Annotated in this window: 23 protein-coding genes; 13 read left to right on the top strand and 10 right to left on the bottom strand. The window is 64.6% G+C overall.

What is annotated here, in order from left to right; all coding sequences use genetic code 11:
* Window positions 1-19 precede the first annotated feature (19 nt).
* Together ABIE40_RS23290 and ABIE40_RS23285 are read right to left on the bottom strand one after the other, a co-directional pair.
* Window positions 20-172 carry a hypothetical protein gene (locus ABIE40_RS23290; RefSeq protein WP_165402710.1) on the bottom strand — a complete coding sequence of 51 codons (153 nt, stop codon included), beginning with the start codon at window positions 170-172 and terminating at the stop codon, window positions 20-22.
* A 202-nt stretch (window positions 173-374) separates the two neighbouring features.
* Window positions 375-1,217: an alpha/beta fold hydrolase gene (locus ABIE40_RS23285; RefSeq protein ID WP_112711240.1), complete on the bottom strand. Its 843-nt coding sequence runs from the start codon at window positions 1,215-1,217 to the stop codon at window positions 375-377.
* A 282-nt stretch (window positions 1,218-1,499) separates the two neighbouring features.
* Here ABIE40_RS23285 and ABIE40_RS23280 point away from each other — a divergent pair, with 282 nt between their 5' ends.
* From ABIE40_RS23280 to ABIE40_RS23270, 3 genes are read left to right on the top strand one after another with little or no spacing between them, the layout of a single operon-like run.
* Window positions 1,500-1,955 carry a (2Fe-2S)-binding protein gene (locus ABIE40_RS23280; RefSeq protein WP_199628309.1) on the top strand — a complete coding sequence of 152 codons (456 nt, stop codon included), beginning with the start codon at window positions 1,500-1,502 and terminating at the stop codon, window positions 1,953-1,955.
* A gap of 4 nt (window positions 1,956-1,959) precedes the next feature.
* Window positions 1,960-4,116, top strand: coding sequence for a xanthine dehydrogenase family protein molybdopterin-binding subunit (locus ABIE40_RS23275; RefSeq protein ID WP_199628310.1), 2,157 nt, complete (start codon window positions 1,960-1,962; stop codon window positions 4,114-4,116).
* Window position 4,117: 1 nt separating this feature from the next.
* Window positions 4,118-4,756: an Isoquinoline 1-oxidoreductase subunit gene (locus ABIE40_RS23270; protein WP_199628311.1), complete on the top strand. Its 639-nt coding sequence runs from the start codon at window positions 4,118-4,120 to the stop codon at window positions 4,754-4,756.
* A gap of 1 nt (window position 4,757) precedes the next feature.
* Here ABIE40_RS23270 and nadC read toward each other — a convergent pair whose 3' ends face one another.
* From nadC to ABIE40_RS23250, 4 genes are all read right to left on the bottom strand, one after another.
* Window positions 4,758-5,615 (bottom strand): carboxylating nicotinate-nucleotide diphosphorylase, encoded by an 858-nt coding sequence (gene nadC, locus ABIE40_RS23265; RefSeq protein WP_199628312.1) that lies wholly within the window; start codon window positions 5,613-5,615, stop codon window positions 4,758-4,760.
* 1 nt (window position 5,616) lies between these two features.
* A complete protein-coding gene (locus ABIE40_RS23260; protein ID WP_199628313.1) occupies window positions 5,617-7,155 on the bottom strand; it encodes an L-aspartate oxidase in 1,539 nt (512 codons plus the stop codon).
* A complete protein-coding gene (gene nadA, locus ABIE40_RS23255; protein WP_199628314.1) occupies window positions 7,152-8,123 on the bottom strand; it encodes a quinolinate synthase NadA in 972 nt (323 codons plus the stop codon). The genes ABIE40_RS23260 and nadA overlap by 4 nt, the downstream gene beginning before the upstream one ends.
* Before the next feature lie 67 nt (window positions 8,124-8,190).
* Window positions 8,191-9,087, bottom strand: a complete 897-nt coding sequence (locus ABIE40_RS23250) for an NUDIX hydrolase (RefSeq protein WP_199628315.1) — start codon at window positions 9,085-9,087, stop codon at window positions 8,191-8,193.
* 132 nt (window positions 9,088-9,219) lie between these two features.
* Between ABIE40_RS23250 and ABIE40_RS23245 the strand changes: the two genes are divergently transcribed.
* The 10 genes from ABIE40_RS23245 (at window position 9,220) to ABIE40_RS23200 (ending at window position 18,520) form a co-directional block, all read left to right on the top strand.
* Entirely contained in the window at window positions 9,220-9,819 is a 600-nt protein-coding gene (locus ABIE40_RS23245; protein WP_199628387.1) for a YigZ family protein, read from the top strand.
* 150 nt (window positions 9,820-9,969) lie between these two features.
* Window positions 9,970-10,641: an FCD domain-containing protein gene (locus tag ABIE40_RS23240; RefSeq protein ID WP_199628316.1), complete on the top strand. Its 672-nt coding sequence runs from the start codon at window positions 9,970-9,972 to the stop codon at window positions 10,639-10,641.
* Between the two features lie 17 nt (window positions 10,642-10,658).
* Window positions 10,659-12,092 (top strand): MmgE/PrpD family protein, encoded by a 1,434-nt coding sequence (locus ABIE40_RS23235; protein WP_199628317.1) that lies wholly within the window; start codon window positions 10,659-10,661, stop codon window positions 12,090-12,092.
* A gap of 58 nt (window positions 12,093-12,150) precedes the next feature.
* Entirely contained in the window at window positions 12,151-13,119 is a 969-nt protein-coding gene (locus tag ABIE40_RS23230; RefSeq protein ID WP_199628318.1) for a tripartite tricarboxylate transporter substrate binding protein, read from the top strand.
* Between the two features lie 71 nt (window positions 13,120-13,190).
* Window positions 13,191-13,688 carry a tripartite tricarboxylate transporter TctB family protein gene (locus tag ABIE40_RS23225; protein ID WP_199628319.1) on the top strand — a complete coding sequence of 166 codons (498 nt, stop codon included), beginning with the start codon at window positions 13,191-13,193 and terminating at the stop codon, window positions 13,686-13,688.
* Window positions 13,688-15,184, top strand: a complete 1,497-nt coding sequence (locus ABIE40_RS23220) for a tripartite tricarboxylate transporter permease (RefSeq protein WP_130281684.1) — start codon at window positions 13,688-13,690, stop codon at window positions 15,182-15,184. Before ABIE40_RS23225 ends, ABIE40_RS23220 begins: the two co-directional genes overlap by 1 nt.
* On the top strand, window positions 15,181-16,551 hold the full coding sequence (locus ABIE40_RS23215) for an MmgE/PrpD family protein (RefSeq protein ID WP_199628320.1): 1,371 nt from the start codon (window positions 15,181-15,183) through the stop codon (window positions 16,549-16,551). Before ABIE40_RS23220 ends, ABIE40_RS23215 begins: the two co-directional genes overlap by 4 nt.
* Window positions 16,552-16,563: 12 nt before the next feature.
* On the top strand, window positions 16,564-17,352 hold the full coding sequence (locus tag ABIE40_RS23210; RefSeq protein WP_354541123.1) for an SDR family NAD(P)-dependent oxidoreductase: 789 nt from the start codon (window positions 16,564-16,566) through the stop codon (window positions 17,350-17,352).
* Between the two features lie 55 nt (window positions 17,353-17,407).
* Window positions 17,408-17,968, top strand: coding sequence for a chromate transporter (locus ABIE40_RS23205; protein ID WP_199628322.1), 561 nt, complete (start codon window positions 17,408-17,410; stop codon window positions 17,966-17,968).
* Window positions 17,969-18,520 (top strand): chromate transporter, encoded by a 552-nt coding sequence (locus tag ABIE40_RS23200; protein ID WP_199628323.1) that lies wholly within the window; start codon window positions 17,969-17,971, stop codon window positions 18,518-18,520.
* A 3-nt stretch (window positions 18,521-18,523) separates the two neighbouring features.
* On the opposite strand, the gene ABIE40_RS23195 is transcribed toward ABIE40_RS23200, so the two are convergent.
* From ABIE40_RS23195 to ABIE40_RS23180, 4 genes are all read right to left on the bottom strand, one after another.
* Window positions 18,524-19,594: an isocitrate/isopropylmalate dehydrogenase family protein gene (locus ABIE40_RS23195; protein ID WP_199628324.1), complete on the bottom strand. Its 1,071-nt coding sequence runs from the start codon at window positions 19,592-19,594 to the stop codon at window positions 18,524-18,526.
* Between the two features lie 98 nt (window positions 19,595-19,692).
* The gene (locus ABIE40_RS23190; RefSeq protein ID WP_199628325.1) at window positions 19,693-20,382 is read right to left on the bottom strand and encodes an FCD domain-containing protein; all 690 of its coding nucleotides are present in this window, start codon (window positions 20,380-20,382) and stop codon (window positions 19,693-19,695) included.
* Between the two features lie 100 nt (window positions 20,383-20,482).
* On the bottom strand, window positions 20,483-21,610 hold the full coding sequence (locus ABIE40_RS23185) for an acyl-CoA dehydrogenase family protein (RefSeq protein ID WP_199628326.1): 1,128 nt from the start codon (window positions 21,608-21,610) through the stop codon (window positions 20,483-20,485).
* Window positions 21,611-21,619: 9 nt separating this feature from the next.
* Window positions 21,620-22,807, bottom strand: a complete 1,188-nt coding sequence (locus ABIE40_RS23180) for an acetyl-CoA C-acyltransferase (RefSeq protein WP_199628327.1) — start codon at window positions 22,805-22,807, stop codon at window positions 21,620-21,622.
* Between the last annotated feature and the right edge of the window lie 203 nt (window positions 22,808-23,010).

Genomic DNA, 23,010 nt, shown 5'->3' with positions numbered 1-23,010 from the left:
ATCGTTGGCGGTTGATGTCTCAGCCCAGCTGTTTGGCGATGATCGCCTTCAGCTCCCGGCGCGTCAGCAGGCAGGGATAGGGCTTCCAGTTCTTGTCGGGCCGCTTCACGGCCTCGTCGCGCTCGCGCGGCGCTGCCGCGGCAGGCGCAATCGCGGTATTCGTCTTGTTCAAATGTCATCCTTGGCCGCCTGAGGGCGGCATCCGGCACCAGCCGGCGCAAAACGCCAGGCGGCCGGCGCTGAGCGCCGGCGATGCCTTGGGTTAGTATGTGAGTGATGACGAAAAGATAGGGAGACGGGCGCCAGTTTGCAAGGCGCGCTCAATGAACCTCCGCCGCAGCCCGGACCGCGGCGGAGGTCTGGACCGGATGCGATCAGCCCTTGATGAAGGCGAGCAGGTCGGCGTTCAGAACGTCAGCATGGGTAGTCAGCATGCCGTGCGGATAGCCCTTGTAGACCTTCAGCGTACCGTTCTTCAGAAGCTTGATCGATTCATGCGCGGAAGCGCCGATCGGCACGATCTGGTCGTCGTCACCATGCAGCACCAGCGTCGGTACCGAAATATTCTTCAGGTCTTCGGTCTGGTCGGTTTCCGAGAAGGCCTTGATGCCCTCGTAATGGGCCTTGGCGCTGCCCATCATGCCCTGGCGCCACCAGTTACGGATAACGCCTTCGGAGATTGCGGCACCCGGACGATTGTAGCCGTAGAACGGACCGGTCGGGACATCGAGGAAGAACTGCGCGCGGTTATCGGCAAGCGCCTTGCGTAGGCCGTCGAAGACTTCGAGCGGCAGACCGCCCGGATTGGCCGCGGTCTTCAGCATCAGCGGCGGAACGGCGCTGACCAGCACGGCCTTGGCGACGCGGCCCTGCGGCTCGCCGAACTTGGCCACATAGCGCGCAACCTGCCCGCCCCCGGTGGAATGGCCGATATGGACGGAGTTCTTGAGATCGAGATGCTCGACGACGGCAGAGGCGTCGGCGGCGTAATGATCCATGTCATGACCTTCGCTCACCTGCGAAGAGCGGCCATGGCCGCGGCGGTCATGGGCGATGACGCGGTAGCCGCGCTGCACGAAGAACAGCATCTGATTGTCCCAGTCATCGGCCGAAAGCGGCCAGCCGTGATGGAACATGATCGGCTGGGCATCCTTCGGGCCCCAGTCCTTGTAGAAGATCTGCACGCCATCTTTGGTGGTGACGAAATGCTCGGTCATATTGGTCGTCCTCTTATCGTTTGGGGTTGAATTGTTTAAAGGGCAAGCCAAGCGGATAGGCGGGCTGACCGGAAAAAGACGGCTCGTGTCGCCGGGTCAGCGCGCGGCATCTTTAGTGATGGACCTCAGGAGATCAAGATGCCCACTGCAGCCATTGCTGGTACGGTCGCAGACCTGCACCATCCGGATTAGCCCATCTCGATTACTTGCCGTACAAGCGCCCCTCCTCTACCTTTCGCGTCACTGAATGTTCGTTGGGGGCGGCTTTCAGCCGAAGCTCACATGACCTACGATCTTATGGTCAACGGCAAGACATATGCCGTTGATGTCGATGGTGACATTCCGCTTTTATGGGTTCTGCGGGACACGATAGGCCTGACCGGCACGAAGTTCGGCTGCGGCATCGCCATGTGCGGCGCCTGCACCGTTCATGTCGATGGCGTGGCGATGCGCTCCTGCGTCATGCCGGTGGCGGAAGCTGCCAGCAAGCAGGTGACCACGATCGAGGCGATCGGCAACACCGAGGCTGGCGCCCGGATCCAGAAAGCCTGGCTCGATATCGATGTCGTGCAATGCGGCTACTGTCAGTCCGGGCAGATCATGTCGGCAACGGCGCTGCTTGCCGCCAATCCGAAGCCGACAGATGACGACATAGACGCCGTCATGGCCGGCAATATCTGTCGATGCGGCACCTATCCGCGCATCCGCGCGGCGATCAAGCTGGCGGCGGAGGCGTGATGCGATGTCTCTCCTCGACAAGATCAATCCCGCTCTCTCGCGCCGCCATTTCCTGATCGGCGCCTCGCTGACGGCATCGGGCCTGCTGATCGGCGTCAGGCCTTCGCTCGCCGCCGACGCGCCGCCGCTCCCACTGCAGCCGAACGCCTTCATCCGCATCCCGGCGGAAGGCAAGATCGCGCTGATCATGCCTTCGGTCGAGATGGGCCAGGGCATCTACACGGCAGTCGCCATGCTGCTCGCCGAAGAGCTCGAAGTGAGCCTCGACCAGACCGTTCTCGAGCATGCACCGGCGGATCCCGAGAAATACGCGAACCCGCTTCTCGGCGACCAGATCACCGGCGGCTCGCTGGCCGTTCGCGCGGTCTACGACCAGATGCGCAAGGCGGGTGCTGCGGCCCGCATCATGCTGGTCAATGCCGCCGCGAGCGGCTGGGGTGTCGATCCGGAAAGCTGCGAAGCCAGAAACGGGCAAGTCCTGCACACAGCGACCGGCCGCAGCGCCAGCTATGGCGACCTGATTGGCGATGCCGGCTCGCAACCGGTGCCGCAGGATGTGCCGCTCAAACCGGCCTCAAGCTTCGCCGTCATCGGCAAGGCGGTACGCCGTCTCGACAGCCCGGAGAAGGTCAACGGCACCGCGAAATTCGGCATCGATGCGCGGCCGGACGGCGTGTCCTATGCGGCAATCGCCATCTGTCCGCACTTCAACGGCAAGCTCAAGAGCGTAGACGATGCGCCGGCACTTGCGGTCAAAGGCGTGAAGCAGGTCGTGCGCACCGAAGAGGCCGTCGCCGTGATCGCCGACAATACCGGCGCGGCGCGCAAGGGCCTTGCCGCCTTGTCGATTGAGTGGGATGCAGGCTCAAGCGCCGACGTGTCTCTCGCCGAGCTCGAGCAGCGGATGGATGCCGCGATCTCCGGCGAAGCGCTTGCCCATATCAAGGAAGGCGATGTCGACAAGGCGGAAGCCGAACATGGTCCGGTTCACGAATTCATCTACCGGCTGCCGATCCTGACGCATACGGCGATGGAGCCGATGAACTGCACGCTCGATGTCCGCAAGGATGGCTGCGAGGTCTGGGTCGGGACGCAGGTGATGGGGCGTACGCGACAGGCGGTTGCCGAGGTCACCGGCCTGCCGGTGGAGAAGGTCGTCGTTCACAATCATTTACTCGGCGGCGGTTTCGGCCGCCGGCTGGATGTCGATGGCGTCATCCTTGCCGCCAAGATCGCCAGGCAGGTCAATGGCCCGGTGAAAGTCACCTGGAGCCGGGAGGAAGATATCCGCCACGACTGCTACCGGTATCTGAACTACAGCAAGGTCACCGCCACGCTCGGGCCGGACGGCATGCCGGTCTCCTGGCGCCATCGCGTCATCGGTCCCTCCGTCATGGCCCGCTGGCTTCCGGCCTTCACCCGCGATGGGATCGACCTCGACCAGATGGGCGGCGCGGAAACGCCCTATGCCATCCCGAACAAATATACCGACTTCGCGCGCCACGAGGCGCCGGATGGCATGCTGACCGGCAATTGGCGCGGCGTCGGCGCGACGCGCAACATCCCGCCGATCGAAGGCGGCATCGATGAACTCGCCCATATTGCCGGGATTGACCCGCTGGAATACCGCCGGCGCCTGCTCGCGCATAAGCCGCGCCTGCTTGCAGCGCTCAATCTCGCTGCCGAAAAGGCGGGCTGGACCAACGCACCACCCAAGGGAAAAGGCCGCGGCATCGCGCTCTCGGAAGATTTCGGCAGCTTCTCGGCGATGATCTCGGAAGTCAGCGTCGGTGACGATGGCGCGTTCAAGACCGAGCGCATCATCTGCGCCGTCGATTGCGGCCAGGTGATCAACCCGGATACCGTCGAAGCGCAGATCCAGAGCGGTATCGTCTATGGGCTGAGCGCGGCACTCTACGGCCGCATCACGGTTCTGAATGGTGCCGTCGTCGAGGGCAATTTCGACGACTCTCCCGTGCTGCGCATCCACGAGACGCCGAAGATCGAGGTTCACATCGTCCCGAGCTCGGAAACACCTGGTGGCATCGGCGAAGTCGGCACGCCGGGGGTCGCGCCTTCGCTTTTCAACGCGATCTTTGCCGCGACCGGGAAACGGCTGCGCTCGCTGCCGATCGACCAGGGCGGATTGAGGAGGGTGTGAGATGAGACCGCTGGCCACCTTGTCATTCGCCACCTTCATCGCCTTCGGCACCACGCTGGCCGGAACCGGCGCCATTAAGACCTATGCCGAGACGGCAAAGAACGGGGCGCTGAAGACCGTCGCCGATTTCGAAACGATCCCCGACAAGGCCGCGCGATCCAAGGCGATCTTCGAGGAGGCGAGCCGGGTGATGACCCATCCGCGCTGCATCAACTGCCACCCGGCAACCCGCAGCCCGACGCAGGGCGAGGACATGCATCCGCATGTGCCGCTGATGATCGCCGCAAAGACCTCGCATGGCCCCGCAGGGCTTGCCTGCGCCACCTGCCATGGCGCGGAGAACCGGCCGATCGTCGGCAGCAAGCTGAAATCGATCCCCGGCAACGCCCATTGGCAGCTTGCGCCCGCCAGCATGGCCTGGCAGGGCCTGACGGTTGGCCAGATCTGCGAGCAGGTGAAGGATACCAGTCGTAACGGCAACCGCTCGCATGCTGATCTGATCCGGCACATGGGCGAGGATCATCTCGTCGGCTGGGCCTGGCATCCCGGCGACGGCCGCCCCGCCCCTCCGGGATCGCAGGAAGCCTTTGCGGCGCTGATCGCCGCCTGGGTGGATACCGGCGCCGAATGCCCGTCTTAGCTCAGGCTTCCGAGCGGAAATCCAGGCCGATATCGAGGATCGGGGCGCTGTGGGTGATCCAGCCGACGGAGATAAGATCGACGCCTGAAGCGGCGATGGCGGCGGCCGTCTCCGGCGTGATGCGGCCGGAGGCTTCCGTGATCGCCCGCCCACCTACGATGCCGACGGCTTCGCGCAGCTGTTCCGGCCCCATATTGTCGAGGAGCACGGCGTCAACGCCCTCCTCCATCACCTCGCGCAGCTGGCTGAGCGTATCGACCTCGATCTCGATCTTGACCATGTGACCCGCCGCCGCCTTGGCCCGGCGCAGCGCCTCGCGCGTGCCACCGGCAATGGCGATGTGGTTGTCCTTGATCAGGATCGCGTCGTGCAGGGCGAAACGATGGTTCATGCCCCCGCCGGCGCGGACGGCGTATTTCTCCAATGCGCGAAGCCCCGGAGTGGTCTTGCGCGTACAGGCGACCGACGCCCTGGTTCCGGCAATCGCGCGCGCAATCGATGCGGTGACGGTGGCAATGCCCGAGAGATGGCTGAGAAAGTTGAGGGCGGTGCGCTCGCCGGTCAGCAGACCCCGTGATGGGCCGTTGATCGTCGCGATCACCTCTCCGGCCTCGACGGCAGCGCCATCGTTGACATGCCGGGTCATGGTAATGGCGGGCTCCACGAGCTGGAAGGCAAGCTCGGCAGCATCGAGACCGGCGATCACACCGGGCTGCCGCGCGGCCATGACGACGGTCGAGCGATAATCGCCCGGGATGACGGCGGCCGAGGTGATGTCTCCGGCAAGCCCGAGATCCTCGGCAAGCGCATTGCGCACGATCGGCTCGACGATGACGCGCGGCAGGGAAACAGGGGTCATGTCAGGCACTCCTTGCAAAATCCTGGGATGTGGCGGCGTGGGCGCTTTCCAGCACCTGCGCCACCGTCATCGTCCGCCGTCTGGCGGCCGGATGTTTGAGCGGGAAATCAGTCCGCGCATGCGCGCCTCGCGACTCGTTGCGCAGGCTTGCGAAGACCGCGATCGCCAGCGCGACGACGGCCGGATCCGAAGCCGGCCCCTCCTCTTCCGCCAGAGGCAGAAGGGCGGCGATCGCGCCATGCATCGCTCCGGCATTGCGCAGCACGCCGAGATGGCGCGAGACGATAGGCCGGACGAGCGCCGTGTTCGACCGTCCCGGCATGGCGGGGATCGCCGCGAGGCTGCCGTCGGCATCGGATCCCGCGATGCTGCGGGCCGCCCGCATGCCCATGACGGAGGCTTCGAGCAGCGAATTACTTGCTAGGCGATTGGCGCCGTGCAGGCCGGTCGATGCCGCCTCGCCCGCGACCCACAGGCCCGGAACGCTGCTGCAGCCGTCGAGATCGGTGGCAACGCCGCCCATATGATAGTGCACCGCCGGGCGCACGGGGATCGGCTGCAGGCCGGGATCGACGCCCGCCTCCTGGCAGAGCTCGGCAATCACCGGGAAACGCGAAGCAAAGCCGGTGCCGAGAGCGCGGCGGGCATCAAGGAAGACGCGGCCGCCGCGGGCGATCTCGGCGCTGATGGCTCGAGCGACGATATCGCGCGGCGCAAGCTCGGCGCCTGCGACATCGGCCATGAACCGCTCGCCCCGTTCGTTGATCAGCTCGGCGCCCTCGCCGCGCACGGCTTCGCTGACCAGCGCCAGCGGCCGGCGGCGGCTGTCGAGCGCGGTCGGGTGGAACTGAACGAATTCCATGTCGGCAAGCGCGGCGCCGGCGCGGGCCGCAAGCGCAATGCCCTGACCGAAATTGCCCGCTGGATTGGTCGTCGCCTCATAGAGACCGCCGATGCCCCCGGTCGCCAGCAGCACCCGCGAAGTCGGCAGCACGAAATCGCCGCCCGCACCGGCGCAAAGCAGGCCGCGGACCGCGCCATCCGCCATGATCAACTGCCGGGCCTCGGCGCCCTCGATGACCGTGATCGCGGGATCGGCGAGCACCGCAGCGGCAAGCGCCCGGATGATCGCCGCCCCGGAGCCATCGCCTTCCGCATGAACGATACGGCGGCGCGAATGCGCTGCTTCCAGGCCAAGCGCCAAGCCGCCCGCGCCGTCGCGATCGAACCGGACGCCGAAACGCTGCAGCGCTGCGATCGTACCGGCCGCATCCGCGACGATATTCTCGGCCGCTCCGGCGTCGCAGAGGCCGTCGCCCGCGGCGAGCGTATCGGCAAGATGCAGGCCGGCGCTATCATCGGCGCCGAGGGCCGCGGCAATGCCGCCCTGCGCCCAGGCGCTCGAGGTCTCGGCGCCGAGCGCGCTGCGGGTGACGATGACGGAGGGCGCAGGCGACAGCGTCAGCGCCGCGATCAGGCCTGCAAGCCCGCTGCCGACGATGACCGGGCGTCCAGCCAGATGGGTGAGGATCTCGGTCATATCGCCAGCATCCTTTCGACAGCGAGACGGGCGGCAGCCGCCACGCTCTCATCAACTGTGACTTCGTGGCGGTTTTCTTCCAGCGCAGTGCGGATATTCGATAGCGTGATCCGCTTCATATGCGGGCAGAGATTGCAGGGGCGGATGAACTCGACATCCGGGTGATGGACGGCGACGTTGTCGCTCATCGAGCATTCGGTGAGCAGCACGACACGCGCCGGCTTCTTTGCGCCGACATAGTCGGACATGACGGCTGTCGAGCCCGCAAAGTCCGCCTCGGCGACGACTTCAGGCGGGCATTCGGGATGGGCGAGAACGGTGACCCCGGGATGATTTTCGCGCAGCTGCCTGACGTCGTCGGCCGAAAACAGCTCGTGGACCTCGCAATGACCGTGCCAGGCAATGATCTCGACATTGGTTTCGCGGGCGACGTTGCGGGCCAGATATTCGTCCGGGATCATCAGCACCTTGGGAACACCGAGGGACTCGACGACCTGCTTGGCATTGCCCGAGGTGCAGCAGATATCGGAAGCCGCCTTCACCGCCGCCGAGGTGTTCACGTAAGTGATAACGGGGACGCCGGGATGCGCCTGGCGCAGAAGCGCGATGTCCTCTGGCGTGATCGAGTCCGCCAGCGAACAGCCGGCGCCCATATCGGGGATCAGCACCGTCTTTGCCGGATTGAGCAACTTCGCCGTCTCGGCCATGAAATGCACCCCGGCGAGCACGATCACGTCGGCATCGACATCGATCGCCTTGCGGGCGAGCGCCAGACTGTCGCCGACGATATCGGCGACGCCGTGGAAGATTTCCGGCGTCTGGTAGTTATGCGCCAGGATGACGGCGTTGCGCTTGCGCTTCAGTTCGAGGATCGCCTCGACATCGTCTTCGAACGACATCCATTCGGCCTTGGGGATGACGCGGCTGACGCGATCATAGAGGGACGCAGCTGATACGGGGCGGTTCATGGCGGTCTCCTTTATGCTCAATTTGAGCATTTACGGAGCAAATAGATATTCTCACATTGAGCATATGTCAATTGCGGGAGAGAGGCAGTTTCGATCCGGAGAGGGCGCGCTCTTCGACCACGGTTTCGCGGAAGCGGAAGAGCTTGGCGGGCCGCCCGCCAGTCTCGCTGGTCACGCCGCCGGTTTCCTCGACCAGCTCCTGCTGTTCGATCAGACGGCGGAAATTCTGCTTGTGCAATCCGAGCCCCGCCAGCGCCTCGACGGCGCGCTGCAGCTGCAGCAGCGTGAAGCTCTCCGGCATCAGCTCGAAAACGACAGGGCGATATTTGATCTTGGCGCGCAGGCGGGCAACACCGGTCGCCAGGATGCGCCGGTGATCGGCAAACATCGGGCGACCGAAATTGTCGCCGCCACCGGCCTCGGCCACGAGCCTTGCCTCGTAGAGCATCTCATAGCGCTGCAGCGTCAGATCCTCGTTCCAGCCGCCACCATCGAGACCGAAGGTGAAGTCCGCACGCCTGTGGCGCTCATGGCGCCTCGCCGGATCGGCATCGGCCCAGAGCCGCAGTTTATCGATGACCTCGCCCAGCACCTCGGGGGCACCCTGACGATGATCCTCCCAGGGCAGGTACTCATACCATCCATGCCAGGCAGGCCGCCCGGCGCCCGGCGCCTCCTGTTCGCGCACGAGACCGAGATAGCTGATCGAGATCGTCCGGCCACCGAGAATGTCGTTGTTCCGGTCGCGGTCGGCGAATGTATAGAGCTGCTCGAGATAGCCGATCGGATGGCCCGTCTGCTCCTGGATCCATTCGCGCAGCCCGCTCTGCAGCGTGCGATGCCCGAGCTCGAAGGGGCCGGAGGGCAGCGCTTCGCCGGAGCGGACGGTCATAACGCGCGGCTCGTCACCGGTCACGGCCGTCACGACAGCCATGAGTTCGGCATGGGCAAGCCCGATCGTCACGTTGATTCCCCTCAGCTATCCGGCACTTCGATCCTTTTGGCACAGCCGCGCCACTTCGCCAACAGGCGCTGGAGGCGGCCGCGGCTTTGCGCTATGAGGCATCACGCCAACCAGCCGGGTCCGCCGCCGCAGATGTTCGTCCTTAAAAACCAGATCAGCCTTGAGCAGACGGTCAAGAAAAGCCGGTTTCTGGCAATCGCCATTCCGGTCGACAGCGAAACCGCGGTAAAGATGGCGCTCGCGGAACATTCCGACCCGTCCGCCAATCACAATTGCTACGCATGGCGCGTCGGCAACATCTATCGCTTCAACGATGACGGTGAACCCTCGGGCACGGCGGGCAAACCGATCTTCCAGGCCATAGAAGGTCGCCAGCTCGACAAGACACTCGTCATCGTCACCCGCTGGTTCGGCGGCGTGCTGCTCGGTGCGGGCGGCCTGGTTCGCGCCTATGGCGGCACGGCTGCCGCCTGCCTGCGCGAGGCCGAGCTTGAGGAAACCGCCGCCTCGATCGGCGGGACCGTTCACCTGAGCTTTCAGGATCTGGAGATCGTCCGCGCCAAGCTAACATCGGCAGGCATGGCCCGCGTCATGGCCGAGCAGTTCGACCACGAAGGCTGCTGGCTGACGCTCGATATCATCGAGAAGCACGCCGAAGATGCCGCTCTCCTGATCACCAACCTGACCCGCGGCCGCACCGCGCTGAAGCTCGACGACAACGCCGCCGAATAGCGGCGAGCGCGGCTCTGCCGCACCCTTATTTCCATCCCTCCTCCCTGGCTGCACTACCACGACCCATCCACAGGCCGCCGGTTTGATCGACATTAAATTGTTGACAATTTACATTCTGCATGTGAAGTCTTGCCTCAAGAGGAGAGTTGAATGGTTCTGAGCGCTGTCGAGATCTTGCGGTCGCAGTCCCTGCCCATGGTGCTGGAGCAGGAGATCGAGCGCGTCATCCTGAGCGGTGAGTTCGGTCCCGGCGACCGGATCAACGAGAAGGAACTGGCGCTGCGCTTCGGCATCAGCCGCGGCCCGATCCGCGAGGCGCTGCGCTCGATGGATTCTTCCGGCCTCGTCGAGCAGGTGCCGAACCGCGGTTTCTTCGTCCGCGAACTCAGCGCCGAGCAGGCCTGCGACGTCTATGAAGTCCGTGCCGCACTGTTCGGCCTTGCCGGAAAGCTGCTTGCCGAGCGCATCACCGACGAAGGCATCGGCCGGGTCAAGACCTTCATCGCCGACATGGACAAGGCGGTCGCGGCCGATGATTTCGAAGCCTATGTGAAGCTCAATTTCGCCTTCCACGAATTTATCGTCCGCAACGCCGGAAACCCGACGCTTGCCCAGCAATATCTCGGCCTCGTCAAGCAGCTGCGGCTCTACCGCGCCCGCAACCTGATGCTCGGCGATTCCTTGCATGCCTCGCATCTCGAACACCACGAGATGGCCGCCGCGATCATTGCCCGCGACCCGCAAAGGGCGCTGGCAGCACATACTGGACATGTCGACTCCGCCCGGCTCCGGCTGATGGCGACGGTCGCGACACATAAATAAATAGGGAGATACCACTGGTGAGCAGCATATCCGACATCACGGCTCAGGCCATCCGTTTCATCGAGCAGACGACCTATGCCGACCTGCCCGAGGAAGCCCTTGCCATCGGCCGCCGCTGCATGGTCGATACGGTTGGCCTCTATCTCGCAGGCAGCCAGGAATCCTCCGTTCGTATCCTGATCGAGGACGCGCTGGCCCAGGGCGGCCGCGGCGATGCTCCGCTGCCGGGCGCCGGCACAAAGAAGGTTCCGGCCGCGATCGCCGGCCGCGTCTGGGGCACGTCGGGTCACGCGCATGACTGGGACGACACGCAGGTCTCGCATGATCCGGCCCATGTTTACGGCCTGCTCACCCATCCTTCCGTGCCGCCGCTGACGGCTGCGCTGATCGTTGCCAGCGAGCTTGGCAATGTCGATGGCCGTGACATCATGCTGGCCTTCCAGGTCGGCTTCGAAGTCGAGTGCAAGATTTCCGAATGGATGAAGCCGCGCCACTACCGCCGCGGCCACCACACGAGCGGCACCGTCGGCACCTTCGGTGCGGCTGCTGCCGCCGCCAAGCTGCTCGGCCTCAAGGGCGCGCAGCTTGCCCATACGCTCGGCCTCGCCGCCAGCTTCGCCGCCGGCATCCGCGTCAATTTCGGCACGATGACCAAGCCGTTGCATGTCGGCCGCGCCTGCGAAAACGGCATCACTGCCGCCCTTCTGGCTGCACGCGGCTTCGAAGCCGATCCGGCAGCGCTTGATGGCACCTGGGGCTTCTTCTCGGTCATGGGCGAAGGCTTCGATGAAGAGAAGGCCAAGCAGGGCTTCGCCTCGCCGCTGACGATCGTCAGCCCCGGCGTCAGCATCAAGCCCTATCCGTCGGGTATCCTCACCCATCAGTCGATGGACGCGATGCTGAAACTGGTGCTCGATCACGATCTCAAGCCGGAGCAGATCGACCGCATCCGCTTCTTCGCCGGCAAGAACATCATCGAGCCGATCCGCTATCCGATCGCCAGGAACCATCTTCAGGCGAAGTTCTCGATGCCGGCGCTGCTCGCCATGATCGCGCTTTGCCGCCGCGCCAGCCATCATGAGTTCGAGGATGCCTTCGTCGCCGGAGAGGCGATGCAGGATCTGCAGGCACGCACCGAAGTCATCAACGATCTCGAGATCGACGCGCAGGGCTACGACAAGATCCGCTCGCGCATCGAGGTCGCCACCAAGGACGGCCGCACTCTCGTGCAGTGGGCAGACGAGCGCTATCGCGGCGGCCCGTCCAACCCGATCAACGATACCGATCTGGACGCCAAGTTCCTGATGTGCGCCGAGGGCGTCATCAGCGACAACGGCCAGGCCGAACTGCTCCGCCTGGTCCGCGGCATCGACAAGGGCGCAGACATCAAGCGCCTGATGGCGCTGATCAGCTGTGACGGCGCAGCCGCCGGGGGCCTTGCTGCGGAATGATCTGATTATTTGAGGCAACACCGCCGTGGGAGAGGCGGTGAACTAGTGGGAGAGAGAAATGAGCATGATCAAGATGATTGGAACAGCAGTTTCCGGGCTCGCCGCTCTGGCACTGCTGTCCGCAACGCCGGCTCTCGCAGAGCCGGCGGCCTATCCGGTCAAGGTCGTCACCCTGGTGACGCATTCGAGCCCGGGCGGCGGCAGCGACGTCTTCCTTCGCGAGATGTCGAAATATCTCGGCAAGTACATCAACGCTACCTTCGTCGTCGAAAACGTCCAGGGCGGCAGCGGTGCAAAGGCCATGGCGCGTGTCGCCGCGGCCCCTGCCGATGGCAGCGTCTTCTACGCGACGACGCCGACCTATATCTACACCTCGCTGATGAGCAAGCCGCAGTCGACCTACAAGGACATGCAGCCGCTGGTGAACTTCTTCCTCGACAGCGAAGTGATCTTCACCCGCGCCGACGGCCCCTACAAGTCGCTGAAGGATGTCATCGATCACGCCAAGAAGGAGCGTGGCCGCTGGGGCGCTGCAAACCCGGCCTCGCTGGAACGCCAGGCTGCCGAACAGCTGAAACGCGCCGCAGGCGTCACGCCCGCGATCGTCACCCATGAAGGCGGCGGCGACATGATGCTCAACGTGCTAAACGGCACGCTCGACATCGGCATCGGCGAAATCCAGGAACTGCGCTCGCAGCTCGACGCCGGCAAGATCGTGCTTCTCGCCACCTTCAATCCGGAACGCATCGCCGACAAGCCTGATGTCCCGACCGTCAAGGAACTCGGCTACGACGTCTCGCTCGTCAAGTTCCGCGGCCTCGCAGGCCCGAAGGGCATTCCGGATGAGACTGCGGCGATCTGGGACGAAGCCGTCAAGAAGCTGCTCGAAGACCCGGACTACAAGAAGGCCTATTCCGAAGAAGTGCTCGTCGCCAAGCCGATCGGCCACAAGGAATATCCCGATTTCGTCAACACCTTCGCGACCACCACCGAAGACTTCCTGAAATCGACCGGCGCGATCAAGTAATCGGCCGCGACACGCCGGGACCGCGCGGCCCGCGGTTCCGGAGCCCCCTGCTTCTCCATGAGGATTGTCTCATGAACAAAGACCTTCTCAGCGGTGTCGTGCTTCTGGCCGTCGCCGGCACCTATTACACCTGGACCACGCAAATCGCCGACAGCACGCTCTCCGACGAGATCGGTGCCGGCGGCCTGCCCAAGGTTCTCGCCGCCATCCTCGCCATTCTCGCCGTCTGCCTGATCGTCCGCACGCTGCTTTCGGCCCGCATGAGGCCGGCAACGGCCGCGGCTGCCGCGGGCAATGCGGACGACGAAGAGGCGGATGAAAACGCCAAGCTTCCGCGCGCCATCGGCTTCCTGCTCTTCGGCGCCGCTTACGTCGCCCTCCTGCCCTTCGTCGGCTATCCGATTGCGACGGCCCTGCTGATCGCCGGCATCGCCCTATACGAGGGATCGCCGCGCACCTGGGTCATCCCGGCGGCCGCGGTCGGCGGCGGCATTCTCTATTGGGCCATCTTCGTGAAGCTGCTCGGCGTCAACCAGCCGATGGGCTCGCTCTTCCAAGGACTATTCTGATGGCGACCTTCTGGGACATCATCCATCTCTTGACTGAAACGCCGATCTTCTTCGTCGCCATCGCCGGCCTCACCTGGGGCATTCTCGGCGGCGCGCTTCCCGGCATTTCCGCCTCGATCACCATGGCGCTCGTTCTGCCGTTCACCTACACGATGGACCCGGCACAGGCGATCGCGCTGCTGGCCTGCGTCTATATCGGCGCCGAATACGGCGGCTCGATCCCGGCGATCCTGATCCGCACGCCCGGCACCAACTCGTCCGCCGCGACCGTCATCGACGGCTACGAGATGAACCGCCAGGGCCGCGCCGGCGAAGCGCTCGGTATCTCGCTGATGTCCGGCGTCGTCGGTTCGCTGTTCGGCCTGGCTATGCTGATCCTGCTGACCGAACCGCTTTCGTGGCTGGCGCTTGCCTTCACGCCTGCATCCTATTTCGGCCTCGGCATTCTCGGCCTTAGCGTCATCGCCTCGATGAGCGGCGGCTCGCTGATCAAGGGACTGGCGGCCGCGACGATCGGCCTGATGCTCTCGACCGTCGGCACCGACCCGATCTCCGGCGTCACCCGCTTCACCTTCGATATCCCGGATCTTCTCGGCGGTATCGAGCCGGTTCTCGTCATGGTCGGCCTCTTCGCGCTGACGGAATTGATGAGCCAGTCCGGTTCGGCAGGCATGAGCCGGCTCAATGCCAGCATCCGCATCAAGCTGCCGAGCCTGTCGATGATGAACAAGCTCAAGCGCTCGCAGTTCATCGGCTGCATCCTCGGCCTGTTCGAGGGCCTGACGCCCGGCGGCGGCGGCTCGATCGCAGCCTTCATGTCCTATAACGAAGCCCGCCGCTGGTCGAAGACCCCGCAGCTCTTCGGCAAGGGTTCCGAAGAAGGCGTCGCCGCTCCCGAGGCCGCCAACAACACCGTGGCAAGCACGGCGATGATCCCGCTGCTCAGCTTCGGCATTCCGAGCTCGAACTCCACGGCGGTTCTGCTCGGCGGCCTGCTGATGCACGGCCTGATCCCGGGACCGCGCCTGTTCGAACAGAGCGCCCAGGTCATCGACAGCATCTATGTCGGCTCGTTCATCGCCATCATCGCCCAGATCGGCATCGGCATCATCATCCTGCCCGCCTGCATCTGGCTGGTGAACCGTCCGCGGCAGTACCGCTCCGGCTTCATCTTCGCGCTGATCCTGTCGGGCATCTACACGCTGAACAACAGCCTCTTCGACCTCGGCATCGCCCTCGGGCTCGGCCTGGTGGGCTACCTGATGCGCCTGACGCGCTTCCCGGTTCTGCCGATGATCCTCGGCGTCGTCCTCGGCCACATGGTCGAATCCAGCTACCGGCGCTCGCTGGTCCTGTCCGGCGGCGACCTGATGATCTTCCTGCAGGATCCGATCGCGCTGGGCCTGCTGACGCTCGCCCTCATCTTTATCGTCTTCTCCCTCGCCCGCGAAGTCCGCGACGCGCGCAAGGCCAAGCTGAAGGAAGCTCATTCATGAATGTTGCCGTCTCGAAACCGGCACCGGTCGCAACCACGCTCGCGGCATTTGCCGCGAGTGCAGTGCCCCCGGCAGCAGCGCGCGCCACCTGCCGCCAGCTGATCTTCGATATCGTCGCGCTCGCAGTCGCCGCCCGCGATACCGATTACGTCAAGGCGGCCCTCGGCAGCGCTGCGGATGAAGGCGATTGCACCGCCTTCGGTCACACCCGAAGGCTCGGCCTCTACGATGCAGCCCTCGTCAACGGCACCGCCGCCCATGGCGAGGACTATGACGACACGTTCGAAGGCGGACCGATCCATGCGGGTGCGGTCATCGTCTCTGCCGTGCTGGCGATCGCAGAACAGCGCAAGCTCGATGGCGAAGCGGTCATGCGCGGCATTGCCGTCGGCACCGAACTCATGTGCCGCATGAGCCTCGTGGCGCCGCAGGCGACCCACAAGGCAAGCTTCCACCCGACCGCGATCTTCGGCGCACCGGCAGCGGCCGCAGCCGTCGGCGCCGCGCTTGGACAGGATGAGGAAACCATTGCCCGGGCGCTCGGCATCTCCGGCAGCCTCGCATCCGGCATCATCGAATATCTCGCCGACGGCAGCTCAACCAAGCGCCTTCATGCGGGTGCGGCGGCCCAGGCCGGTCTACGCGCCGCACTGCTCGCGGGAGGCGGCTTTACCGGACCGCTCACCGTCTTCGACGGCACCAATGGCATGTACAAAGCCTTCGCGCCGTCGAAGACGCCCGATTTCGCGCCGCTGGTCGATGGTCTCGGCGAGAGCTGGGTGCTGGAGACGCTGGCCTTCAAACCCTATGCCTGCGGAACGATGACCCAGCCCTTCATCGACTGCGCCATCAAGCTCGCCAAGTCGGGCGTTGCCGCCGACGATATCGTCTCGATCACCTGCAATGTCGGCGAAGGCACCGTCCATCGCCTCTGGGAGCCGCTTGCGAAGAAACATCAGCCGCCGAACGGCTATGCCGGCAAGTTCTCGACGCCCTATTGCATCGCCGTCGGCTTCACCGATGGCCAGGCCGGGCTCGGCCAGTTCACCGACGAACGCGTCAAGGATCCGGCACTGCGCGCGCTTGCCGCCAAGGTCTCCTACGAGATCGACCCCAACGATCCCTATCCGCGCGGCTATACCGGCCACGTCAAGGCAGTCCTGAAGGACGGCAGCATCCGCGAATTCCGCCAGCCGCATATGCGCGGCGGCGCGCATGAGCCGCTGCCGGATGCCGAGCTGCAAGCCAAGTTCGAGGCGAACCTCGCCTTCGGCGGCTTGACCGGCGAGCGGATCGATGCACTTCGTTCGGCACTCGGCCGCATCGCCGATGGCGGCGCTGTCGATCTGTCGGTAGCGCGGCTGTGAACGGAGGGCATCATGACTGATCTCGGTCTCAAGGGCCGCGCCGCACTGGTGACCGGCGCCTCCCGCAATATCGGCCGCGCCATCGCACTGGCGCTCGCCGAGGCCGGCGCCTCGATCGCCATCGTCGCCCGCTCCGACAGGGAGGCCGCGGAAGCGGTCGCGCGCGAGGTCGAGGCTTTCGGCGTCAAGGCCAAGGTGCTGATGGGCGATGTCGCGAGCGAGGCGGATGCCGCAAGGCTGGTCTCCGAAGCCGCCTCGGCGCTCGGCCGCTTGGACATTCTCGTCAACAATGCCGCGATCCGCCGCGAAGCGCCGGTCGAGGAACTGTCCTACAAGGATTGGCGGGACGTGATCAGCGTCACGCTCGACGGCGCCTTCCTGATGAGCCGGGCGGCGATCCCGCATCTGCGGGCGGGCGGCAGCGGCGCGATCATCAATATCGGCGGCCTCACCGCTTATACCGGTGCGGTCAACCGCGTCCACGTCGTCTCGGCGAAGGCCGGTCTCGATGGCATGACCAAGGCGTTGGCTCAGGAACTCAGCCCTGACGGCATCACCGTCAACCTTGTCTCGCCGGGGATGATCGAGACCAATCGCGAGCACACCAAGGCGGGCGATCCGGCCCATCACAAGACGACGCGCACGCTGGTCGGACGGCGCGGCACGCCGGAAGAGGTGGCGGCAGCCGTTGCCTATCTCGCCAGCATGCAGGCGCGTTTCACCCACCGGCCAGACGCTGCATATCAACGGCGGCGCCTTCCTGCCTTGACCGATCGCCCGCGACTCGCGGAAACAGTCTGAACAACGTTCCCCGGCGCATCGCCGCCGGGGCTCAAGCGCATGATGGACCCGTAGGATGTCTGTACCGGAATCCCTGCGGCCGGCGGACCGGCCGAGCCTCGCCGCCCTTTTCCTTCTCTGCTTCAAGGTCGGGATATTGAGCTTCGGCGGCGGTCTTTCCGGATGGCTCTACCAGGAATTCGTCCTGCGCAAGGAGCTCGTCAGCGACGAGGATTTCTCGACCAGCCTGGCGATCTCGCAGATGCTGCCCGGCGCCAATGTCGTCAATCTCGTCATCTGCCTCGGCGAACAGCTGCGCGGCCCACTCGGCTCCATCGCCTGTTTCACCGGCTTTCTCGTCGGCCCGTTCTTCGCGGTGATCGGCCTCTACAGGCTCTTCGATCTGCTGGCGGGATACGAGCTTCTTCCCGTCGTCTTCAACGGCATTGCCTTCGCCGCGATCGGCCTTCTGCTTTTGACCTGCATCCAGGGAAGCCGCCGTGCGATCCGCTTTCCGCCGGCCGCCATCGTCATCGCGCTGACAGCCTTTCTGGTCGGCGTGCTGGAATGGCCGCTGATCCCTGTCGTTTTCGCCATCGCGCCCTTCAGTATCGCGCTGGCCTGGAAGAGACGGTAGATGCGCGACAATCCCCTCATCGGCCTCGCCCTCGTCTTCATCCCGTTCTCGCTGACATCGATCGGCGGCGGCGCGGCGATCATCGCCGGGCTGCAGAACGAGACAGTCAATGTGCATGGCTGGCTGACACAGGCGGAGTTCCTGCATCTCTTCGGCGTGTCGCGGGCAGCGCCCGGCCCGGGCACGATGCTCGCCACCGTGATCGGCTGGAAAGTCTCCGGCTGGCTCGGCGCGCTGATCGCTTCGCTGGCGCTGTTCCTGCCCTCGTCGCTGCTCTGCTACGCCGTCTTCCGGCTCACCAATACCCACCGTGACAAGGAGTGGCACCGCGCCATGCGCGAGGGGCTGGCGCCGATCGGCACCGGTCTGATCATCGCCGGTGTCATCTCGCTGTTCCGGGTCGCAGAAGGCGGCGTGCTGGCGCTTGTCATCGCCGCACTCTCCTGCGGCCTGCTCTACTGGAAACCGAAAATGCCGGTGGTCGCCGTTCTCGCGCTTGGCGGAACGGCTGCGGCCCTTGCCCATTGCTGGCCGCAGCTGACCGGTTTCTGACCGCTAGCCGAGTGCCGCGATGATGCCGCGCGTCATCCCGTCCGTGCCGGCAGTACCGCGGATGTCGCGCGTGCGGGTCTCGGGATTGGCGAGCGCTCTGGCAATCGCCCTTTCCATGATTGCCCCTGCCTCGACCGCCTGCGGGATGCCGCGATTATGCCCCAGCCACTCGATCATCATCCGGGCCGACTCGATCATCGCGAAGGGATTGGCGATGCCCTTGCCGGCAATGTCGGGCGCCGAGCCATGCGTCGCCTGCGCCATCGCGAGATTGCCCTCGCCGATGCAAAGGCCGGGCGCCATGCCGAGACCGCCGACCAGACCCGCCGCTTCATCGGTCAGGATATCGCCGAACATGTTGGTGGTGACGATGACGTCGAAGCTCTGCGGATCGCGGATCAGCCGCATCGCCATGGTATCGACGATGACCTCATCGACCGTCACATCAGGAAATTCCTTGGCGACGCGATGGCACTCTTCGACGAACATGCCGCAGCCGAGCTTGAAAACGGTGTTCTTGTGCACGACCGTCAGCCGCTTCTTGCGCTGCCGGGCGATCTCGAAGGCGGCCCGCGCCACACGCGAGGAGCCGAGCCGGGTGATGACGCGCACAGAGATGGTCATCTCCTCCGTCGGCCGGAATTCACCCGAGCCGGCCACGACATTGCGGTCCGGCTGGAAGCCCTCGTTATTCTCGCGGACGATCACCAGATCGATATCGTCATAGATGGCGCCGAGCCCGGGAAAGGACTTGGTGGGGCGGACATTGGCGAAGAGATTGAAACCCTTGCGCATGATCGGATGCGGATTGATGGCGCCGGGCACTTTCGGATAGGCCTGATGGCCGATCGGTCCCAGAATGAAGCCATCCATCCTGGCGAGCGTCTCCATCGTTCCCTCGGGGAAGGTCGAGCCATGCGTATCGAGCGCCGTCCGCCCGATTGGCATCGGCCGCCAGTCGATCTTCAGCCCGGTCTTTTCAGCTGCAGCCCTCACGACATCCACTGCCGCCGGCACGATCTCGTGGCCGATATCGTCTCCATTGAGAATACCGATGACCAGATGACTTTCCATGCAATGCCTCCCTCGTTGTCGGGGCGACCTTGCGTTTCAAATTGTAGATTGTCAACAATTTTCAGGATGAATAGTCGCCCTGCGAAAGGCGGAGCTAGTCAGCCCTTGCGCGCTTCGCCGGCATTCCGGGCGCGAATGATACCGTTGAGGATATGGGTGCGCGCCGTCATCAGCGCCCGAACCGGATCGCGGGCGGCCAGCGCATCGACGATCGCCCGGTGCTCTTCGTTCGAGACATGCAGCATGTCGGGGCCGGAGAGCGCGCGGTAGCGCTGGATATGCAGCTCGCGCACGAAGCTCTGATAGGTGGCGGCCAGCCGCAGGTTCCCCGCCATGCCGGCGATCTGCTTGTGGAACTCGAGGTTGACGGGATAATAGATATGGAGGTCGCCGAGCGCGACGATCTCTTCCATCTTTTCGATCAGGCCGCGCAGCACTGCAAGCTCCGCATCGGTGATCCGCTCGGCAAGCATCATCGCCATGCAGCCGAAGACGCCGGCGCGGGCCTCCGACAGATCCAGCGCCTCGTCGGTGCTGAGCGCCCGGATGAAGAAGCCGCGGTTCGGGATGATCTCGATCAGCCCCATGGCGGCGAGCGCGCTGCAGGCCTCCCGGATCGGTCCGCGGCTGACGCCGAGGCGCTGCGACAGGCCGTTTTCGTTGACCCGCTCGTTCGGCTTCAGCTCACCGTCGATGATCATCCGCTCGATCTCGGCCTGCACGACATTGGCAAGCGAACGGGTCCGCAGGATGTCGATGGCAGAGAGGTTCTGGGTGGAATCTGACATTGGCAAACGGTCCGCCTGGTTCCGGGATCAAAGCAACATATTAGCGTGCAGTCATTTCCACACTCGCGGCAAAGTGCAACCCCAAATCGGCATTTGAGCCTCAAAGGTTCCGCGCAATCACCATCTTCTGTACGTCGCTGGTGCCCTCATAGATCTGGCAGATGCGGACATCGCGGTAGATGCGCTCCACCGGATAATCGGACATGTAGCCATAGCCGCCATGGATCTGCAGCGCCGCCGAACAGACCGCTTCGGCCATCTCCGATGCAAAGAGCTTCGCCATCGACGCCTCGGAGAGGCACGGCTCGCCGGCCTCTTTCAAAGCCGCCGCATGCAGGACGAGCTGACGCGCCGCCTCGATCTTCGTCGCCATTTCGGCGAGCCGGAAGGAAATCGCCTGATGCTCAGCGATCGCCTTGCCGAAAGCGGTTCGCTCACGGGCATAATCGCGCGCCGCCTCGAATGCCGCTCGCGCCATGCCGACCGCCTGCGCGGCAATGCCGATGCGGCCGCCTTCGAGATTGGCGAGCGCAATCCTGTAGCCGTCGCCCTCCTCGCCCAGTCGAAGGGCGGCCGGGATGCGCATGCCGTTGAAGGCGATCTGGCAGGTATCGGATGCGTGCAGCCCGAGCTTGTCCTCGACGCGCACGACTTCGTAACCCGGCGTATCCGTGGGCACGATGAAGGCGGTGATGCCCTTCTTTCCGGCCGCCGGATCGGTCACCGCGAAGACGATGATCACGTCGCCGTTCTTGCCTGAGGTGATGAACTGCTTGGCGCCGGTGATGACATAGTCGCTGCCGTCCCGCTCTGCTCTCGTCTTCAGGTTCGAGGCATCCGAGCCCGCCTGCGGTTCGGTCAGGGCAAAGCCGCCGATCCACTCGCCTGATGCGAGCTTCGGCAGAAAGCGCTGCTTCTGCTCGTCGCTGCCGAAGCGCAGGATCGGAACGCAGCCGACCGAACTGTGGACGCTCATGATCGTCGAGCAGGCGCCGTCGCCAGCGGCAATCTCCTCGATCGCCAGCGCATAGGCGATCGCGCCGGTTTCCGAGCCGCCATATTCCTCCGGAACCAGCATGCCGAGCAGGCCAAGCTCGCCCATCTCCCGCAATTCCTCGCGCGGAAAACTGTGCTCCTTGTCGCGGCGGGAGGCACCCGGCACCAGCCGCTCCTGCGCAAAGGCGCGGGACATGTCGCGAATCTGGATCTGGGTTTCGTCGAGCCGCATGTTCCCTCCTCAGATCCGCTCGAAAGCCATGGCCGTCGCCTCGCCGCCGCCGAGACAGAGCGAAGCCATGCCGCGCTTCAAACCATAACGCTGCATGGCCGAGAGCAGCGTCACGATGATGCGGGCGCCCGAAGCGCCGATCGGATGGCCGAGCGCGCAAGCACCGCCGTGGATATTGACCTTTTCAGCCGGAAGCCCGAGATCGTGCATCGCCGCCATAGGCACGACGGCAAAGGCTTCGTTGATCTCGAAGAGATCGACATCGCCGAGCGCCCAGCCGGTCTTTTCCGACAGCTTGCGCAGCGCGCCGACAGGCGCCGTCGTAAACAGATTGGGTGCCTGCGAATGCGTCGCATGGCCGGCTATGACGGCAATCGGCGTCAAACCGCGCCGCTCCGCTTCCGAACGCCTGATCATGACGAGCGCCGCCGCACCATCGGAAATAGAGGCCGAACTTGCGGCCGTCACCGTGCCGCCATCGCGAAACGCGGGTTTCAGCGAGGGAATGCGGGCCGGATCCGCCTTGCCCGGCTGCTCGTCCCGGCGGATCTCGCGGCTGGCCTTTCCGGATTGCACCTGGAATATCACCGTCTCGGCATCGAAGAACCCGCCGTCGACGGCGCGTTTTGCCTTGTCGAGCGAAGCGATGGCATAATGGTCCTGAGCGTCACGGGTGAACTGGTAGGCTTCCGCGCATTCTTCCGCGAACGTGCCCATGGAGCGGCCCCTGTCATAGGCATCCTCCAGGCCATCGAGAAACATGTGGTCGTGGATGGCGCCATGGCCCATGCGGTAACCGCTTCTGGCGCGCTTCAGGAGGTATGGGGCATTGGTCATGCTCTCCATGCCCCCGGCAACGACCACCGACTGGCTGCCGGAGAGAATCTCGTCATGGCCGATCATCGCCGCCTTCATGCCGGAGCCGCAGACCTTGTTGATGGTCGCGGCACCACAGTCATAAGGCAATCCGGCGCCGAGTGCGGCCTGACGGGCCGGGGCCTGCCCCTGCCCTGCCGGCAGCACGCATCCCATCAGCACCTCGCCGATCGCCTCCACTGAAAGTCCGCTGCGCTCGATCGCAGCCCGAATTGCCGCCGAACCGAGTTCCGTCGCCGCCACGTCCTTGAAGTCGCCCTGAAAGCCGCCCATCGGCGTGCGCGCCATACCGGCGATCACCACCGGATCGTCTGATGTCATGAGATTGGCTCCTCCCTGCCTGGCTCATGGATGGATGCGCGATGTCTCCCGCGATCCTGTTACAAACATACCGCTGTTCGTCTCAAATGCCATGGCTGCATGCAGATGTCGCAAAAGAGCCAGCGGCTTCGCGTCTCGAATAGACAAGCCCCTTGGCGGATCGCTACATCTTATTGTCGTGGATCGACTGTAGTGCCGTTTCG

The sequence above is a fragment of the Rhizobium sp. OAE497 genome (assembly GCF_040546565.1).
Lineage (GTDB): Bacteria > Pseudomonadota > Alphaproteobacteria > Rhizobiales > Rhizobiaceae > Rhizobium.
This window is presented reverse-complemented; position numbering and strand designations above follow the sequence as displayed.

Excerpts from the sequence above, each read along its gene's own strand:
- ABIE40_RS23220 (WP_130281684.1), top strand. The coding sequence starts at position 13,688 with ATGGCGACCTTCTGGGACATCATCCATCTCTTGACTGAAACGCCGATC.
- ABIE40_RS23230 (WP_199628318.1), top strand. The coding sequence starts at position 12,151 with ATGAGCATGATCAAGATGATTGGAACAGCAGTTTCCGGGCTCGCCGCT.
- ABIE40_RS23180 (WP_199628327.1), bottom strand. The coding sequence starts at position 22,807 with ATGACATCAGACGATCCGGTGGTGATCGCCGGTATGGCGCGCACGCCG.
- ABIE40_RS23195 (WP_199628324.1), bottom strand. The coding sequence starts at position 19,594 with ATGGAAAGTCATCTGGTCATCGGTATTCTCAATGGAGACGATATCGGC.
- ABIE40_RS23240 (WP_199628316.1), top strand. The coding sequence starts at position 9,970 with ATGGTTCTGAGCGCTGTCGAGATCTTGCGGTCGCAGTCCCTGCCCATG.
- ABIE40_RS23210 (WP_354541123.1), top strand. The coding sequence starts at position 16,564 with ATGACTGATCTCGGTCTCAAGGGCCGCGCCGCACTGGTGACCGGCGCC.
- nadC (WP_199628312.1), bottom strand. The coding sequence starts at position 5,615 with ATGACCCCTGTTTCCCTGCCGCGCGTCATCGTCGAGCCGATCGTGCGC.
- ABIE40_RS23275 (WP_199628310.1), top strand. The coding sequence starts at position 1,960 with ATGTCTCTCCTCGACAAGATCAATCCCGCTCTCTCGCGCCGCCATTTC.
- nadA (WP_199628314.1), bottom strand. The coding sequence starts at position 8,123 with ATGAACCGCCCCGTATCAGCTGCGTCCCTCTATGATCGCGTCAGCCGC.
- ABIE40_RS23270 (WP_199628311.1), top strand. The coding sequence starts at position 4,118 with ATGAGACCGCTGGCCACCTTGTCATTCGCCACCTTCATCGCCTTCGGC.
- ABIE40_RS23215 (WP_199628320.1), top strand. The coding sequence starts at position 15,181 with ATGAATGTTGCCGTCTCGAAACCGGCACCGGTCGCAACCACGCTCGCG.
- ABIE40_RS23205 (WP_199628322.1), top strand. The coding sequence starts at position 17,408 with ATGTCTGTACCGGAATCCCTGCGGCCGGCGGACCGGCCGAGCCTCGCC.
- ABIE40_RS23185 (WP_199628326.1), bottom strand. The coding sequence starts at position 21,610 with ATGCGGCTCGACGAAACCCAGATCCAGATTCGCGACATGTCCCGCGCC.
- ABIE40_RS23245 (WP_199628387.1), top strand. The coding sequence starts at position 9,220 with ATGTTCGTCCTTAAAAACCAGATCAGCCTTGAGCAGACGGTCAAGAAA.
- ABIE40_RS23190 (WP_199628325.1), bottom strand. The coding sequence starts at position 20,382 with ATGTCAGATTCCACCCAGAACCTCTCTGCCATCGACATCCTGCGGACC.
- ABIE40_RS23285 (WP_112711240.1), bottom strand. The coding sequence starts at position 1,217 with ATGACCGAGCATTTCGTCACCACCAAAGATGGCGTGCAGATCTTCTAC.
- ABIE40_RS23200 (WP_199628323.1), top strand. The coding sequence starts at position 17,969 with ATGCGCGACAATCCCCTCATCGGCCTCGCCCTCGTCTTCATCCCGTTC.
- ABIE40_RS23280 (WP_199628309.1), top strand. The coding sequence starts at position 1,500 with ATGACCTACGATCTTATGGTCAACGGCAAGACATATGCCGTTGATGTC.
- ABIE40_RS23260 (WP_199628313.1), bottom strand. The coding sequence starts at position 7,155 with ATGACCGAGATCCTCACCCATCTGGCTGGACGCCCGGTCATCGTCGGC.
- ABIE40_RS23225 (WP_199628319.1), top strand. The coding sequence starts at position 13,191 with ATGAACAAAGACCTTCTCAGCGGTGTCGTGCTTCTGGCCGTCGCCGGC.